General features: G+C 61.5%; 11 protein-coding genes, 1 tRNA gene and 1 pseudogene. 4 read left to right on the forward strand and 9 right to left on the reverse strand.

Going from position 1 to position 14,491, the window contains the following annotated elements; genetic code table 11:
• Positions 1 to 130: 130 nt before the first annotated feature.
• On the reverse strand, positions 131 to 1,807 hold the full coding sequence (locus RZS28_RS01005; RefSeq protein ID WP_407339370.1) for a porin: 1,677 nt from the start codon (positions 1,805 to 1,807) through the stop codon (positions 131 to 133).
• A gap of 402 nt (positions 1,808 to 2,209) precedes the next feature.
• Between RZS28_RS01005 and RZS28_RS01010 the strand changes: the two genes are divergently transcribed.
• A tRNA-Ser gene (locus tag RZS28_RS01010) sits at positions 2,210 to 2,303 on the forward strand.
• Between the two features lie 1,339 nt (positions 2,304 to 3,642).
• Here the strand turns inward: RZS28_RS01010 and RZS28_RS01015 are convergent.
• The 7 genes and pseudogenes from RZS28_RS01015 to RZS28_RS01045 all read right to left on the reverse strand — a co-directional run bounded on the left by RZS28_RS01015 (position 3,643) and on the right by RZS28_RS01045 (position 11,056).
• The gene (locus RZS28_RS01015) at positions 3,643 to 4,005 is read right to left on the reverse strand and encodes a histone H1-like repetitive region-containing protein (protein WP_407339371.1); all 363 of its coding nucleotides are present in this window, start codon (positions 4,003 to 4,005) and stop codon (positions 3,643 to 3,645) included.
• A gap of 642 nt (positions 4,006 to 4,647) precedes the next feature.
• Positions 4,648 to 6,135 (reverse strand): Asp-tRNA(Asn)/Glu-tRNA(Gln) amidotransferase subunit GatB, encoded by a 1,488-nt coding sequence (gene gatB, locus RZS28_RS01020; RefSeq protein ID WP_407339372.1) that lies wholly within the window; start codon positions 6,133 to 6,135, stop codon positions 4,648 to 4,650.
• A gap of 248 nt (positions 6,136 to 6,383) precedes the next feature.
• A pseudogene (gene gatA, locus RZS28_RS01025) lies at positions 6,384 to 7,869 on the reverse strand (Asp-tRNA(Asn)/Glu-tRNA(Gln) amidotransferase subunit GatA).
• 14 nt (positions 7,870 to 7,883) lie between these two features.
• Positions 7,884 to 8,171, reverse strand: a complete 288-nt coding sequence (gatC, locus tag RZS28_RS01030) for an Asp-tRNA(Asn)/Glu-tRNA(Gln) amidotransferase subunit GatC (protein ID WP_407339373.1) — start codon at positions 8,169 to 8,171, stop codon at positions 7,884 to 7,886.
• Between the two features lie 99 nt (positions 8,172 to 8,270).
• Complete coding sequence (locus tag RZS28_RS01035; RefSeq protein WP_407339374.1) at positions 8,271 to 10,034, reverse strand: tetratricopeptide repeat protein; 1,764 nt, start codon at positions 10,032 to 10,034, stop codon at positions 8,271 to 8,273.
• A gap of 40 nt (positions 10,035 to 10,074) precedes the next feature.
• A complete protein-coding gene (locus RZS28_RS01040) occupies positions 10,075 to 10,275 on the reverse strand; it encodes a hypothetical protein (RefSeq protein ID WP_407339375.1) in 201 nt (66 codons plus the stop codon).
• A gap of 82 nt (positions 10,276 to 10,357) precedes the next feature.
• Positions 10,358 to 11,056, reverse strand: coding sequence for a metal-dependent hydrolase (locus tag RZS28_RS01045; protein WP_407339376.1), 699 nt, complete (start codon positions 11,054 to 11,056; stop codon positions 10,358 to 10,360).
• Positions 11,057 to 11,161: 105 nt separating this feature from the next.
• Here RZS28_RS01045 and ruvX point away from each other — a divergent pair, with 105 nt between their 5' ends.
• From ruvX to RZS28_RS01060, 3 genes are all read left to right on the forward strand, one after another.
• Complete coding sequence (gene ruvX, locus RZS28_RS01050) at positions 11,162 to 11,644, forward strand: Holliday junction resolvase RuvX (RefSeq protein ID WP_407339377.1); 483 nt, start codon at positions 11,162 to 11,164, stop codon at positions 11,642 to 11,644.
• A gap of 120 nt (positions 11,645 to 11,764) precedes the next feature.
• A complete protein-coding gene (locus RZS28_RS01055) occupies positions 11,765 to 11,923 on the forward strand; it encodes a hypothetical protein (protein ID WP_407339378.1) in 159 nt (52 codons plus the stop codon).
• A 173-nt stretch (positions 11,924 to 12,096) separates the two neighbouring features.
• Complete coding sequence (locus RZS28_RS01060; RefSeq protein ID WP_407339379.1) at positions 12,097 to 12,831, forward strand: hypothetical protein; 735 nt, start codon at positions 12,097 to 12,099, stop codon at positions 12,829 to 12,831.
• A gap of 78 nt (positions 12,832 to 12,909) precedes the next feature.
• Here RZS28_RS01060 and RZS28_RS01065 read toward each other — a convergent pair whose 3' ends face one another.
• Positions 12,910 to 14,412 (reverse strand): amino acid permease, encoded by a 1,503-nt coding sequence (locus tag RZS28_RS01065; protein ID WP_407341008.1) that lies wholly within the window; start codon positions 14,410 to 14,412, stop codon positions 12,910 to 12,912.
• Between the last annotated feature and the right edge of the window lie 79 nt (positions 14,413 to 14,491).

The raw sequence follows: 14,491 nt of genomic DNA on the forward strand, positions 1-14,491 counted from the left end.
CCGCGTCGTCGATTTTGCCGGCGGCAAGGTTCGAGGATCGCAATTGTCGTCCCGACTTGGGATCCATGAAAAGAAAAGCCCGGCGCTTTCGCGCCGGGCTCATAAACCAGCTCAGGTTTCGAAGCGCCGATTAGAACGCGCGCTGGACGCGGATGCGGCCTTCGTACTCGTTGGTGACGGGGCGGAACGCCGGCAGTCCGGCAGCCGTAAGCAAGGAGTCGCCCGCGAGCCCGACAGGCCGCGACTGGGTCACACGCACATACATGAACTCGGTGCCGATGTCGAAACCCTTGATCGGGGTCCAGACGAGATTGGTGCCCACGCGTCCCTCTTTGATATTCGACACGCCGACCGCGCCGCCGAAGCCGTTGAGCGCGTTCTGGGGATTATTATATTGCAAAAAAGATCCGTAAATGGCCGAGGCCAAGGTCGGGATCCAGTAATGCTTATAAGCGCCGGTCAAATCCCAGCCCGAGGTCTGCTGACAGGAGCCGCCGCCGGAGGCAAAGGGACCAAAGCCGGTCCACACGCAATCCGAACCAGGCTGCGGATTCCAGCCGGCGGAGTAGTCGGACCAGGTGAAGCCGGAGCCGGCGTAGCGATTGGCGTTGACGCCCAAGCCATAGTTGAAGCCGAGATTATTGCCGGCGATATAGCCGAAAGCGCCCCTTTCATAAGCGGCTTGCAGCCAGAGCTTATCGCCCGGCGACAGATAATCCATGTTCAACTGGACGCCGCCCTGGACCGCGAAGCCGTAGGAATTGCTGGATGTGACAGGGAAAGCATAGGTAGACGCCGCGTTCGCCGTCGAAGCCGTAGCGGTTTGCAGGGCCGTGCTGGCGAAGAGGCTGGAAGAGATCTGATGGGCCGCCGCCGAGATCTGGACAGAGCCCCAGGGCTGATCATACCGCAAATTGCCGACAATTTCCGGTATGCGCGCGCCGGCCGGGTTGGCCTGAAAGGACGTCCCGGAAAAGCCATCGAAGAGAATGGGTGAGGTTACGCCCGCGGCGCTTACGGAGCCGGCGAAGGTGCTCCCGATGAAGGCGCGGCGCGAGGCCTGGTCTTCGAACGAGAGCGTCGCCGAGAAGCCATTGCCGAAGGTTGCGGTATAGGCAAGCAAAGAGACGGTTGCGTTCGAGCCGCGCAAGTTGTTGTAGTTATAGGCGTCAGCGTAGAAATCGAACATCGATTGCGCGTAGCCCGCCGTCAAGCCGGCGAATTGGATGAACGCCTTATTGATGATCGTCGTGTCGCGCTGGACGGTTGATCCGCCCGTCGTATTGATGATGGGGCCGCCAAGGCCGTTGAGCGCGCCGGTGGCGGCGTTGCCGCCGGAACCGTAATAGGAGTCGACGCGCAGGAAGGCGCGGACCGTGCCCCAGTCCGATTTGGTTCTGGCGTCAAGCTCGACCCGGCCCAAGGCCCCGAAGGAATAGGCGTCGCGCGAGCGCGGATTGGTATATTGGCTGGCGGATGGAATAAAGCCGACGCCTCCCAAGGCAGGGAACGCAGTGCCTACGGCCGTGTGTCCGGCCGCTGTCCCGTTGCCCCAGAAGGTGCTGCCGCCGCTCGGCCCGATGGAGAATTGTGGGTCGAAACCGCGCGTTTCGCCGAGGACCAAGCCGCCAACTTTCAGGCAAGTGTCGGTGCCGGGAATGTAGAAGAAGCCGGAGCCATAGGCGTCGCATATGCGGACATATTCGACCGGCGCCGATTTAAATGCTGGTAGGTCGGCCGCCTTGGCGCCGCCCACGCTCACCAGGGCCGCAGCCGATCCCAGGAGCAAGCCCTTGAAGAGCCTCATTTCAAACCTCCGTTGTAAAGACCCAATCAGGACTGGTCTACTGGAGAGCCGCGCCGGAGCGCGCGCGAAGCTGTTTAATTCTCCAAACATCCCAGGTCCCCTCTTTGCCCGGATCGAACGCAACTATAAACTGAGCGGCCCCGCCCGCCAATTACGTTCGATCCGATTCCACGATCGGGTTGGCCCCCGTTCGCAAGGGCACATTAGTCGCGCAGGGCGTTAAGTAAAACGTCTTTTAGATGCTTGCCGACTTTCGCTTTGCCGGTGTGGCTTTGTTGCCACTCTCGCATAAGGAGCGCCAAGCCCGATGTTCGCATGGGGCCTTGCCTTCGCCCCGACGCTCGGGCATATGTCCTAAGACCATCTGGAACCGGCGTCGCGACGCGCCGTTTCGGCAGGCGTGGAGACGTGGCCGAGAGGCTGAAGGCGGCGGTTTGCTAAACCGTTATAGGGTTGTAAAGCCCTATCGAGGGTTCGAATCCCTCCGTCTCCGCCAGCTTTTCCCGAAACTGTCTGAGCCTTGTAGAACGGCGCTTTTTCATATGCGCCTTGGGGTTGAACCCCATGGAAACCGTCGTTTCATCGCGCGAATCGGCGAGAATCGAGGTGATGCGGGAAAACGTTCGCTGCTTAAGCCTCTTTGAAAGCTCTTGCAGACCTTGGCTATTCTACGAATTGAACGTAAGTCATAGTTAATACTTAAGGAAACCCGCGGCAGCCGCCATCCGGGCGAAGCGTTCCGCCGATTCGCAAGCGAATTGCGACTCGTTTCAGGCCCAATCGCGGAAGACCGGACAGAAAGCTGAACGGTCACGCACAGCCTATTCGGCGAAGCGCTATTTCAATCGCCATGCCGGCGAGCGCCCCCATGCCGGGCAAGTTTAGTTGCCCCTTTAGAAAGGTCACGCGCCCAATGTCAAACATGCTCGGTTACGCAAGGCCATCGAGCGCGGCAACATGCGACGGCGCCATCACAAAATTTCGCCCTTCATGGCTCTTCATGGAGAGCGAGCGCGAAGTTCAGAATAGGCGGTCCCGCGCGCCGTTCTGATAAAATGGATAAAGGTCGCTTAGGCAAAAACTCACGAAAGGAGCGCAAGTGCGTTCGCCATCATGCAGCGGTAGAGGTCTGGCGTCGAGAACCGTCGCCGCAACGCTGAGTGTCGCCGCGTTCATCGCGGCCGCATGCGCCGCTCAGAGCCAGGAGGAGCCGAGCAGACCAAAACCGCCATTCATTGCGCCATTGCCGCCCGTGCGTCCGGCCGACTTGGCGGGTCCTCGTTCCGCACCGACCGCCCCGCCGTCGGCGCCGTCGATTCCGGAGCCTCCTTTGACTCTGCCGCCATCTGCGTCAAGCGTCGTCGACGCGCCGCCGCATCCCCTTCCTCCTGCTTCGCGGGAAAAGATGCACGCTTGCGGACTTGAATGGCAAAAGATGAAAGCGTCAGGACAGGCGACGGACAAGACCTGGCGCGACTTCGCGCAAGTCTGCCTCGCTCATTGATCCATTCAGAAGCGGCCTAACAATATAATCTGCGGCGAACAGCCGACAGAAGTGATCGAGCAGGCCTGCGTCGTCTCGCTCTTAGCGAGATGACGGCCGCGCCGTGGATGCTGGCCGGTTGATCAAAAAGCCTCCGCTGAAGCAGACGTCGAAAGCAAAGGACTGTCTCGCATCAGCCGTCGCGGTTCGCTCCATTCGATCGAAGCTTGCAGCGCGAAGGGGACGGAGACAGCCAGAGTCACGCCGACTTGCTCTCGCGCTGCAACAGCGTAAGAGCGTCGCCGCCAACCGTCTCCGTCCCCTTTTGCGAAAGTCGCGTTGTCGCGAACCCTCAAACCGTCTCCGGGGGCGCCGGGGGAGCCACCTTGGGTTTGCGGGGAGGCGCCTTGCGCACGACTTTCTTGACGGCGGTTTTCTTTGCCGGCGCCTTGCGCGGCGCCGACCTCGCGATCTTTTTCGCGACGGTCTTGGCGGCGGTCTTTTTGACTGTCGCCTTCTTGGCGGGTGATTTCTTCACCGCAGTCTTCTTGGATGCGGTCTTCTTGGACGCAGTCTTCTTGACGGCGGTCTTTTTCGTCACCGCTTTGCGCGCAGCCTTTGGGGCCGCGCTCTTCTTTACCGTCGCCTTTTTCGTCGCAGTCTTTTTTGCAGCAGTCTTTTTCGCTGGCGCTTTTTTGGTGGTTGCCTTCACCATGTTCGAGCTCCCCTCTTTCATTTTGTCAGCCGGATTGATGACGCCGACTAGAGGCTTGCATAGCGTAGCGTTGTTAATCAGTCGTGCAAGAGGCGTTGCTTCAACAACGAGCCGCGCGAGCGCGAAGAGAGCATCGCGGACATGTTCAAGAATGCTGTCGGCGTCATTCATCGGCCTTTGAAAGATGCTCTCTCACGAGGCTTCGTCGTCGCGCTTGCAAGCTCTCCCGCGATCACAACAAGGATGCAGCCGAGCCAACTGCAATCGCAATCGACGCGATCTCCATCGGCTATCGCCAACTGCGTCTCCTGTTCTAAAAGCCTTTGTTTTTCATAGGCTCTATTCTATTTTTCGGAGCCGTTTAAAGTCGCGCGGGGGCGCAAAACGCAAACGCGTTTCTCAGTCTCGCGCGCTATGTTCGCGACGCATTTCTTGTGGCGATGGATGGTCTTTAGCGCGGAATCCGCGACGGCGTTAGGGCGCGTGTGAGCGAAGCGCGAAGCGCTATTCGAAGACGCAGCTCATGAACAAAAAAAATTCGTGCGCAGTGAAAAAAAAACGCTGCGCGACGGCATGGCCAACGCTCCAATCGCGCCGCCGCTCGCGAATCATGCAAAGTGATTCGCGAGCCGCCTCACATTTTCAGATGCCGAGCTTCGCTTTCAGAAGCTCGTTGACGGCTTGCGGATTGGCCTTGCCGCCAGTCTCTTTCATGACCTGGCCGACAAACCATCCGAGCATGGAAGGCTTGGCCTGCGCCTGCGCAACCTTGTCGGGATTGGCGGCGATGATCGCATCGACGGCGGCGGCGATCGCGCCAGTATCGGTGACCTGCTTCATCCCGCGCGCCTCGACGATCGCGCGCGGGTCTCCGTCTTTATCCTCGGCGATGATGATCGTCAGAAGGTCCTTGGCGATCTTGCCCGAGATTGTCCCATCGCTGATGAGATCGACGACGCCGGCGATCTGGCCGGGCTTGATGTGCGTCTGCGCGACGGAGAGGCCGACCGAATTGGCGTAGGCCGCGAGATCGCCGGTAATCCAATTGGCGACAAGCTTCGCGTCGCGCCGCGTGCCGCCGTGCTTGACTGCGGCTTCGTAATAATCGGCGGTCTCCTTGTCGGCGACGAGGACGCCGGCGTCATAGGGCGGCAGACCGTAATCTTTGATGAAGCGGGCCTTCTTGGCGTCCGGCAATTCGGGAAGTCCGGCCTTCAGGCGATCGACATAGGCCTGGTCGAATTCGAGCGGGAGAAGATCCGGGTCGGGGAAGTAGCGATAGTCATGCGCCTCCTCCTTGGAGCGCATGGAGCGCGTCTCGCCGCGGCCGGGATCGAAGAGCCTTGTCTCCTGATCGATCTTGCCGCCATCTTCGAGAATGCCGATCTGGCGGCGCGCCTCGACCTCGATCGCCTGGCCGATGAAGCGGATCGAATTGACGTTCTTGATCTCGCAACGAGTGCCGAGAGGCTCGCCCGGACGGCGCACCGAGACATTGACGTCGGCGCGCAGCGATCCCTGCTCCATGTTGCCGTCGCAGGAGCCGAGATAGCGCAGGATGGTGCGCAGCTTGGTGACATAGGCGCGCGCCTCCTCCGAGGAGCGCAAGTCGGGCTTCGACACGATCTCCATCAGCGCGACGCCGGAGCGGTTCAGATCGACAAAAGAGTCCGTCGCCGACTGGTCGTGCAGCGACTTGCCGGCGTCCTGCTCAAGGTGCAGCCGCTCGATCCCGACCTCGATCTGTTCAGTCGGAGAGACGTCGACATGGACGAGCCCCTCGCCGACGATCGGGCTCTTGTACTGAGAGATCTGATAGCCCTGGGGCAGATCGGGATAGAAGTAATTCTTGCGGTCGAACACCGAGCGCAGGTTGATCTGGGCCTCGAGGCCAAGCCCGGTGCGCACCGCCTGCGCCACGCATTCCTCGTTGATGACCGGAAGCATGCCGGGCATGGCGGCGTCGACAAGCGAGACATTGGCGTTGGGCTCCTCGCCGAACGCGGTCGAAGCCCCGGAGAAAAGCTTGGAGCGCGATGTGACCTGGGCGTGGATCTCCATGCCGATGATCACTTCCCAATCGCCGGTCGCGCCCTTGATGAGCTTGGAGGGTTTTGCGTGCGTGTTCATCACAAACCTTTCGATGCGGCTCGCTTTGGAGACTCAGGCCTAAAGCGGCGTCTCTCGCCCGCCTCGCATTGGAACGTTCAGGCAGAGTTTCCATGCGCCCACGGCCCATTAGCGAACCTGCGCCCTTGAGCGCGCAATAGCTAAATATACAGCCTCTCCGCAGCAATTTGAATGATAGAGCGACGACTTCGCTCTCCGACCGCCGAGATCGAGATCCCGTGGTCTTCTCCGCTTACGTGCAGGCGCGATCACGCCCACCATTTCGGCGGCGGCTCGACCTTCGGCGCGGCCTGCTCGATCGCCGCCGCGACGGCGAACAAGGTCTCCTCGTCGAAGGCGCGGCCAATCACTTGAAGCCCGAGCGGCAAGCCCTCCGACGAAACGCCAGCTGGCACGGCGATGCCCGGCAAGCCCGCCATGTTCACCGTGACGGTGAAAACGTCGTTCAGATACATCTCCACCGGATCGGCGGACCCTTTCTCGCCGAGCCCGAAGGCGGCGGAAGGCGTCGCGGGGGTCAGGATGGCGTCGACGCCATCGGCGAAAGCCTGCTCGAAATCGCGCTTGATCAAGGTCCGGATCTTTTGCGCCCTGACATAATAAGCGTCGTAATAGCCGGCGGAGAGCACATAGGTTCCGATCAGGATGCGCCGGCGCACCTCCTTGCCGAAGCCCGCCGCGCGGGTGCTCTCATACATATCGGCGATGTCCTTGCCAGGGACCCGCAGGCCGTAGCGCACCCCATCATAGCGCGCGAGGTTCGACGACGCTTCCGCCGGTGCGACAATATAATAAGCCGGCAAGGCGTAGCGCGTATGCGGCAGCGAAATGTCGACGATCGACGCGCCGGCCTCCTTCACCCATTCGATCCCCTGGCGCCAGAGCTTTTCGATCTCGGCCGGCATGTTGTCGAGCCGATATTCCTTCGGAATGCCGATCTTCATTCCCTTGATTGAGCGGCCGACCGCCGCCTCGTAATCCGGCACGGGAATATTGACCGAGGTCGTGTCCTTGGCGTCGTGCCCCGCCATGGAGCGCAACATGATCGCGGCGTCGCGCACCGTCCGCGCGATCGGGCCAGCCTGGTCGAGCGACGAGGCGAAGGCGACAATGCCCCAACGCGAACAGCGGCCATAGGTGGGCTTGATCCCGACGGTTCCCGTGAAGGCCGCAGGCTGCCGGATCGAGCCGCCCGTGTCGGTCGCGGTTGCGCCGTAGCAGAGCCGCGCGGCGACGGCGACGCGCCGCCGAACCGCCCGAAGAGCCGCCGGGAACGAGCGGCGTATTCGAACCCGCGCGCCGCCAGGGCGAAATCACCGGACCGAAATAGGAGGTCTCGTTCGACGAGCCCATCGCGAACTCGTCGAGATTGAGCTTGCCGAGCATCACCGCCCCATCCCGCCAAAGATTGGCCGAGACGGTCGATTCATAGGCCGGCGTAAACCCCTCGAGAATATGGCTCGCCGCCGTGGTCGGCACGCCCGCCGTGCAGTAAAGATCCTTGATCCCAAGCGGCACGCCTTCGAGCGGCCCCGCCTCCCCGCGCGCGATCCGCGCATCGGAGTCAGCCGCCATGGCGAGCGCGACCTCCGGGGTTTCCGTGATGAAGGCGTTCAGCGCGCGGGCCTCAACGATCGCGGCGATATGCGCCTTGGCGAGATCGACGGCGGAGATCTGCTTTTTCGCAAGGGCCTCGCGCGCGGCGGCGAGGGTGAGTTCGGTGAGCTCGGTCAATGTTGCGTCCGCTCCTATTCCACGACTTTGGGCACGACGAAGAAATGATCCTCGGCGGCGGGCGCATTGGCGACGATGGCGTCGGCGATGTCGCCCTCGGTCACGACATCCTCGCGCTTTTTCATCGGCATAGGCATGGCCGAGGTCATCGGCTCGACGCCTTCGACATTGACGCTCGCCAATTCCTCAACGAAGGCGAGAATGGCGTTGAGCTCGCCCTGGAGGTGAGGCACGTCTTCCTCATTGACCTTGATCCGGGCCAGATGCGCGATGCGTCGCACGGTCGCCTGATCGACAGACATGTGCTCTCCCTTGCAGCAATTTTGGGGGTTAGCGAAGAATGTGCCTATAGCACCGCGGCTTGGGCGCGAGCAATGCAAGAGCTTTAGCGCATCCCGCCGCTACGCTTTATCTTTTACGGCGATGATTTGCTTGCGCAAGTCCTGCAGGCGCTCCGCCTTTTCGCGGTCGGCCGCCGATTGCGCCTTGCGATATTCCTCAGCGGCCCCGTCGACCGCTTCAAGCGCGTCGTCGAGATGGCGCGGCTGGCGATCCTTGGCGAAGAGAGCGATATGGACGGAGGCGAGACTAACTTGGTTCGCCGCCCATTGGAGGGGCGATCGCTCGCGCGTCTGCTCCTTAAGCGCCTCACGGTAGGCCGAGACCGCCTCATCGAGCCGCGTCGTTCCGTTTTCCTGCGCGCCGAGCGCCGCAAGCGCGCCGCCAAGATTGCTCTGGGCGGCGGCCCACTTCAGCGGCGTAGCCTCGCGCGTGAATAACTGCAATGCGGCCCGATAGGCCGCGACCGCTTCCTCCAGAAGCGCGGCGTCGCCCTGGCGTTGCGCCAGCGCCTGGAGCGCGATGCCGAGATTGTTCTGCGTCATGGCTTGTTCAAGCGTCGCGCCCTCGCGCGTGAACTCCGCCAAAGCTTCGCGATAGGCGGCGACCGCCTCAGTCAATCGCTCCGTCCCCGTCTCGCGCTGGCCGAGCAGGGTGAGCACGCCGCCAAGATTGTTCTGGGCCATCGCCCATTGGTGTTTCTCACCGGCGAATTCCTTCAAGACGTCGCGATAGACCGTCGCAGCCTCCTCGAGCCGCGCCGTCCCAGTCTCGCGCGCGCCAAGGGCTTCAAGCGTCGCGCCGAGATTGTTGCGCGCCATCGCCCATTGCAAAGGCGCGTCCTCGCGAGTCATTTCCTCCGTCACGCTTCGAAAAGCGGATGCGGCGTCATCGAGCAGGCCGGTTCCGACCTGCCGCTCGCCAAGCGTCTTGAGCGCAACGCCAAGGTCGTTCTCCGTCATCGCCCAGTCGCGCGGCCTCGCCGATCGCGGCGACAGCGCGAGGCTTCGCCGATAGACGTCGATCGCATCGAGAAGCGCCGCGTCCTCCCCGAATTCATATCCCTGCTTATAGAGCTCGCTCGCCTGATCGTTCAGAAGCCGCCATTGTTGCTGCGGATCAAAAGAGGCGACAAGAGCAGCGGCCTCGGCATATTTCGCCGCCGCCGAACGATAGGCGATCTGCAAGTCATCGACGCGGGCCTCCTGAGCCAGAAAGCCCGCTTCATAGCGGCTCGACTCGACCCGTTCAGCGCGCGCAGCTTCGCGACCACGCTCCAGGGCGTGACGCGCGCCGTCGAGATCGCCCTTGTCGATAAGCGCCTGCGCCTCCTCCGCGACCGCCGCCAAGGCCGGGGGTCCGGCCCGGAGGCGGTCAATTTCCGCGCGGAGCTTGATCAACTCGTCCGCCGCCGCGTCGAGCCGCTTCGGGATGTCTTCCTCGCGCACGCCCTTCTCGCCGAGCTTAGCGAGGACGGACAGAAGCGGCGCGACCTCGACCCCTTTTTCGCGCGCGATTTGAACCGCAAATTCCTTCTGCTGAGCCGCAAGTTTGTCGAGCCGTTCGTTGATCGGAGCGACCGCCTCCTTCGCGTCGGGATTGACGGTCACGGGCGCATTGAAGGTCGCGTTCGGTCCCGAGCCGATCACATTTCCATTATGGACTTCGATGGTTTGGGATTGAGCTGGCTTCTCGCCCGCCTTCTCATAAAAAAAGGTGAAGGCCGCCCAAAGCCCGCCAATGACGACGACGGCCCCGCCGCCGAGGAATGCGAGGATTCCCCGGTTGCCTTCGTCTCTTAAAAGGGCCCAAGCCCGCGACCACATGCGTCTTGCCTCGGCTCTCGCGTCAGGGATAGGCGCCGCCCTATTCCTTCGGCCCCTCATGCGCGTCGGCGGCGCTCTCCTTGGCCGCCTTCGCGGCGTATTCCCGTTCGAATTGCTTCACTCTTTTGCCGATCGCGAAGCGGGCGATCCATATCCATAGAGCCACGACGGCGAGCGCGCCGATCCACCCGATAATGGCGAGGACGGTCTCGTTGTGAAGAAACTCCCAAATAAAGTCCATGTCGCTCTCCTGCTGCCCATGATGGCGGCAATGTCATCATTTCTGGCTGCGCGCGCAACCCATTTGCCCAGCGCGGCTGCGATCAAAAAACCAAAGCCTCGCCGATCTGCAGCGCGGCTGTTTTAGTCGGAGAGCCTTGCATCGCGGCGGCGAACTCGCTCGGGTCCGGGCTCAAAAGATCGAACGTCCCGTAGTGACAGGGAACGACGGTCTCGAAGGTGAAGAAGCGCTTCACGGCGAGCGCGGCGGTCTTGCCGCTCATGGTGAAGCGATCGCCGACCGGGACCAGGCCGATTTTCGGCTGATGGATCTCGCTGATCAGCGCCATGTCGGAGAAAATATCGGTGTCGCCCATATGATAAAGCGTCGGGCCATGCTTCGGCTTGATGACTATGCCGTTCGGGCTGCCGAGATAGATCGACTGGCCGTTGAAGATCGTGCCCGACGAATGCAAGGCCTGGGTGAAGGTCACGCTAAAGTCGCCGCAATCGATCGAGCCGCCGGTATTGCCGGGATTGATATTGGCCGCGCCCTGCGACTGGAGAAATACGCAGATCTCATAATTCGACACGACCTCCGCGCCCGTCGCCTTGGCGATCTCGGCGGCGTCGCCGACATGGTCGTCATGACCATGGGTCAGGACGATATGGGTCGCCCCTTCGGTCGCCTCCGAGAAGTCGCCTTTGAATTTCGGATTGCCGCGCAGGAACGGGTCGATCAGGATGACCGCCGCGTCAAGCTCTATGCGGAACGCCGAATGGCCGAGCCAAGTCAGTTTCATGTGCAAAATCTCCACGAACGCGCCAGGATGATTTAAGACGAAGCCGGCGCCGGGCAAAGAGGCTTCGGATCAGCCGCCTTAACAAGCGCGCGCGACAGGTTGGCGATGGCTGCGGAAATCCTCGATCTCGTCGAATTGCAGCCGCGCATCGGCGCGCGACAGCGCCTCATCGGGGTTGATCTCGGAACCAAGACGATCGGCCTTGCCCTCTCAGATGTGGAGCGCCGGATCGCGACGCCGCTGGAAACGATCCGCCGAACAAAATTCGCCAAGGACGCGGCGCGGCTCATAGAGCTCGCGGAAAAATTCGACGTCGCCGCGCTCGTCATCGGACTGCCGCTCAATATGGATGGGTCGGAAGGTCCGCGCGTTCAGGCCACCCGCGCCTTCGTGCGCAACCTTGGCGGTTTGACGGTTAGGCCCTGCGTCTATTGGGACGAGCGGCTTTCGACCGCCGCGGTGACGCGCTCCCTCATCGAGCAGGACGCCTCGCGCGCCAAACGCGCCGAAGTCATCGACCGGATGGCCGCGGCCTATATCCTGCAAGGCGCTTTGGACCGGCTGCGCTGGCTCGCCGCGCCCGTGTGACGGACGCGGATCGAAGTCCAAAACAGAAGGCGAGGACACAAGCATTTTCGCGTGATTGCGGCTTCGCCCTATCGCGTTTCTGTTCGAAAATGCGGCACAATGAATAAATGGAGAGCTGTCATGACTTCGCTGATTTGGAATGCGCTCTGGAGCTTGGCTCTCGCCGGGCTTTTCTGCAGCCTGCCCCTTCTTATCCAAGCGCCGGTCCGGACCCATGCCGCATTAGTCTTCGTGCGATCGGCGCGTGGGCGTCGCGTCCGCCGCGGCCCCGCCGATTGACGCGCTGAGCGCCTCCCGATCGGATCGCGCCATCCGATCGAAAGCAAAAACTCAAAGACTTGGAGCATGTTCTGATCGAAAAAGTCGATCAACTTTTTCGGAACGTGCTCTAAGCGCAAGACTGAACCCTTGCCTATTCAAGCCTTGTCCAGGAAGGCGCCGAGGATCGATCCATGAATGAAGTGCTGATACGTAAAGACCCGATGAACCGGTCCATCATCGAGGTCGATCCGAGCCTCTTTTCCGAGAGCCTGACCGGCTGGCTGGAAGTGACCGCCCATGTCATGGCGCAGCGCGCCGGAAAGGCCACGCCGAATCCGGACGGCTCCATTCCTAAACTGTCCAAGTCGGACCTCAACCTGACCGGGGTCAAGACGATCGCCGACGATTCCATCTTCGCCTTTGGCATTGCCGCGGCGCTAAAGGCGGATAAAGCGGCCTTCGACAAGGTCGAAAAAGACCTCATCGCCCTGTACGGAGAGAATTACCCCGGCTCCTTTGCTTTCTGGCATTTCAAGCAGGAGCCGGACGCAAAGCCAGAGACTCTCGAGGACCATGTCGGCATGATCGGCAAGACCTTGATGGAGGACGGCCATTTCGAGCCGAAGGACACTTGGAACGCCGGCGTCCGCTTCTTGGAGAAGGCCCGCAAATCCAATTTCAAGGTCGAATTGATCGGGCCCTTGGCGGCCTGGGTTCGGTCCCAATGGACCACGATCACGACGCAACTGAAGTCGCAGCTGGTAAAGCCGGAAGAGAATGTGCCGCCGATCAAGGAAGCGCTCGCCGACGCTCGCAATGACGAAAGCTTCATCGCGGCGCTTCTGATTTCCTCGACGCTCGCCGTCGACATGGAGCTGACCGAGGATTACCAGGGCTTTCTCAAATCCATCGCCCGCCGGGTCTGACGCTCCACCCTCCCCTCGCTTCTCGCGTCCAATGGCGAGGAGCGGCGGCTTGCGCTGAAAAACTCTGGCGGGACGACTTCAACTGTTCAGGTCGCGCCGAGCCATATGGCTATGCTGGCGGCCGTAGAAGAAATAGATGCCGAGGCCAAGGACGAGCCACACCGCAAGGCGGAGCCAAGTGTCGCTCGGCAGGCCAAACATCAGGAAAATCGCCGAAGCCGCGCCGAGCGGAGCCACCACAAAAACAAAGGGCGTCTTGAATGGACGGCGGATCTCGGGATGGGTGATCCGCAGAACCAGGACGCCGAGACAAACCACAGCGAAGGCGAATAAGGTGCCGATGCTGACGAGCTCGCCGACCAGGCCAATCGGCAGCAGCCCCGATAGAATGGCGACGACTGCGCCCGTCACCAGCGTGGTGACGTAAGGCGTCCGAAAACGCGGGTGCACCCTTGCGGCGATAGGGGGAAAGAGCCCGTCGCGCGCCATCGAAAAAAAGATGCGCGGCTGCCCGAGCAGCAACACCAAAATCACCGAGCTCAATCCCAGGATCGCGCCAAGCTTGATAATGGCGGAAAACCAGCCGAGCCCGATCGCATTGACGCCGAGGGCAATGGGGTCCGGCACGTTCAACTTGTCGAAAGGGACGATGCCGGTGAGGACGATGCCCACCAGCACATAGAGCACAGTGCAGATCGCGAGCGATCCAAGAATGCCAATGGGCATGTCCCGCTGCGGATTACGGGCTTCCTGCGCGGCGGTCGATACGGCGTCAAAGCCGATATAGGCGAAAAAGACGACCCCGGCGCCGCGAACGATGCCGCTCCAGCCATAAGCGCCCGGCCCGGCATTGGGCGGAATGAAGGCCCCTGTGGGGTTGCTCTCAGTCACCCAATTCACAGGCGTGACGGACCATACGCCGACCAGGATGAAGGCGATGATGATCGTCAGCTTGATGAGGACGATTGCATTATTCACCCTCGCCGATTCGCGAATTCCAACGACCAGCAAAATCGTGACCAACACGATGATGAAGGCGGCCGGAACATTGAACAGCGCGCCGCTGCGTGACCATTCTCCGCCTGTCGGATCAAAGGCGAAAGGCGCGCTCGCCAAGCCGTCCGGAATCACGACGCCGAGATCTTTCAAGAAGCTCGTGACATAGCCGGACCACCCGATGGCCACCGTCGTCGCGCCGAGCGCATATTCGAGAATAAGGTCCCAGCCGATGATCCAGGCGATGAACTCTCCCATCGTCGCATAGGCGTAGGTATAGGCGCTTCCGGCGACCGGAACTGTCGAGGCCATTTCGGCGTAGCAGAGACCGGCGAAGGCGCAGACGAGACCGGCGAGGACGAAGGACAGGCTCACGGCCGGCCCGGCATAGGCGGCGGCGGCATGACCGGTCAGAACGAAAATGCCCGCGCCGATGATGCAGCCAATGCCAAGCGCGATCAGGCTCGTCAGCGAAAGCGTCCGGCGCAACTGCAACTGCGTCGCATCGCCCGCCGCATCATATTCGCAAACTTTAGCCTCGGCCTCGAGGACCGCCATGGACTTGCGCACCCAAATGGTCGTCATACTTTGCCTCATGAACATGTCTTAGAAAACCGCGCCGAACTTAAACCCAAGCACAAATGGCCGGCCTCGGAATCCTGAT

Source organism: Methylocapsa polymorpha (assembly GCF_045689225.1).
GTDB classification, from domain to species: Bacteria; Pseudomonadota; Alphaproteobacteria; order Rhizobiales; family Beijerinckiaceae; genus Methylocapsa; species Methylocapsa polymorpha.

What these genes read in the sequence shown, in the direction of transcription:
- RZS28_RS01005 (WP_407339370.1), bottom strand. Translation starts at nt 1,807, where the DNA reads ATGAGGCTCTTCAAGGGCTTGCTCCTGGGATCGGCTGCGGCCCTGGTG.
- RZS28_RS01015 (WP_407339371.1), bottom strand. Translation starts at nt 4,005, where the DNA reads ATGGTGAAGGCAACCACCAAAAAAGCGCCAGCGAAAAAGACTGCTGCA.
- gatB (WP_407339372.1), bottom strand. Translation starts at nt 6,135, where the DNA reads ATGAACACGCACGCAAAACCCTCCAAGCTCATCAAGGGCGCGACCGGC.
- gatC (WP_407339373.1), bottom strand. Translation starts at nt 8,171, where the DNA reads ATGTCTGTCGATCAGGCGACCGTGCGACGCATCGCGCATCTGGCCCGG.
- RZS28_RS01035 (WP_407339374.1), bottom strand. Translation starts at nt 10,034, where the DNA reads ATGTGGTCGCGGGCTTGGGCCCTTTTAAGAGACGAAGGCAACCGGGGA.
- RZS28_RS01040 (WP_407339375.1), bottom strand. Translation starts at nt 10,275, where the DNA reads ATGGACTTTATTTGGGAGTTTCTTCACAACGAGACCGTCCTCGCCATT.
- RZS28_RS01045 (WP_407339376.1), bottom strand. Translation starts at nt 11,056, where the DNA reads ATGAAACTGACTTGGCTCGGCCATTCGGCGTTCCGCATAGAGCTTGAC.
- ruvX (WP_407339377.1), top strand. Translation starts at nt 11,162, where the DNA reads ATGGCTGCGGAAATCCTCGATCTCGTCGAATTGCAGCCGCGCATCGGC.
- RZS28_RS01055 (WP_407339378.1), top strand. Translation starts at nt 11,765, where the DNA reads ATGACTTCGCTGATTTGGAATGCGCTCTGGAGCTTGGCTCTCGCCGGG.
- RZS28_RS01060 (WP_407339379.1), top strand. Translation starts at nt 12,097, where the DNA reads ATGAATGAAGTGCTGATACGTAAAGACCCGATGAACCGGTCCATCATC.
- RZS28_RS01065 (WP_407341008.1), bottom strand. Translation starts at nt 14,412, where the DNA reads ATGACGACCATTTGGGTGCGCAAGTCCATGGCGGTCCTCGAGGCCGAG.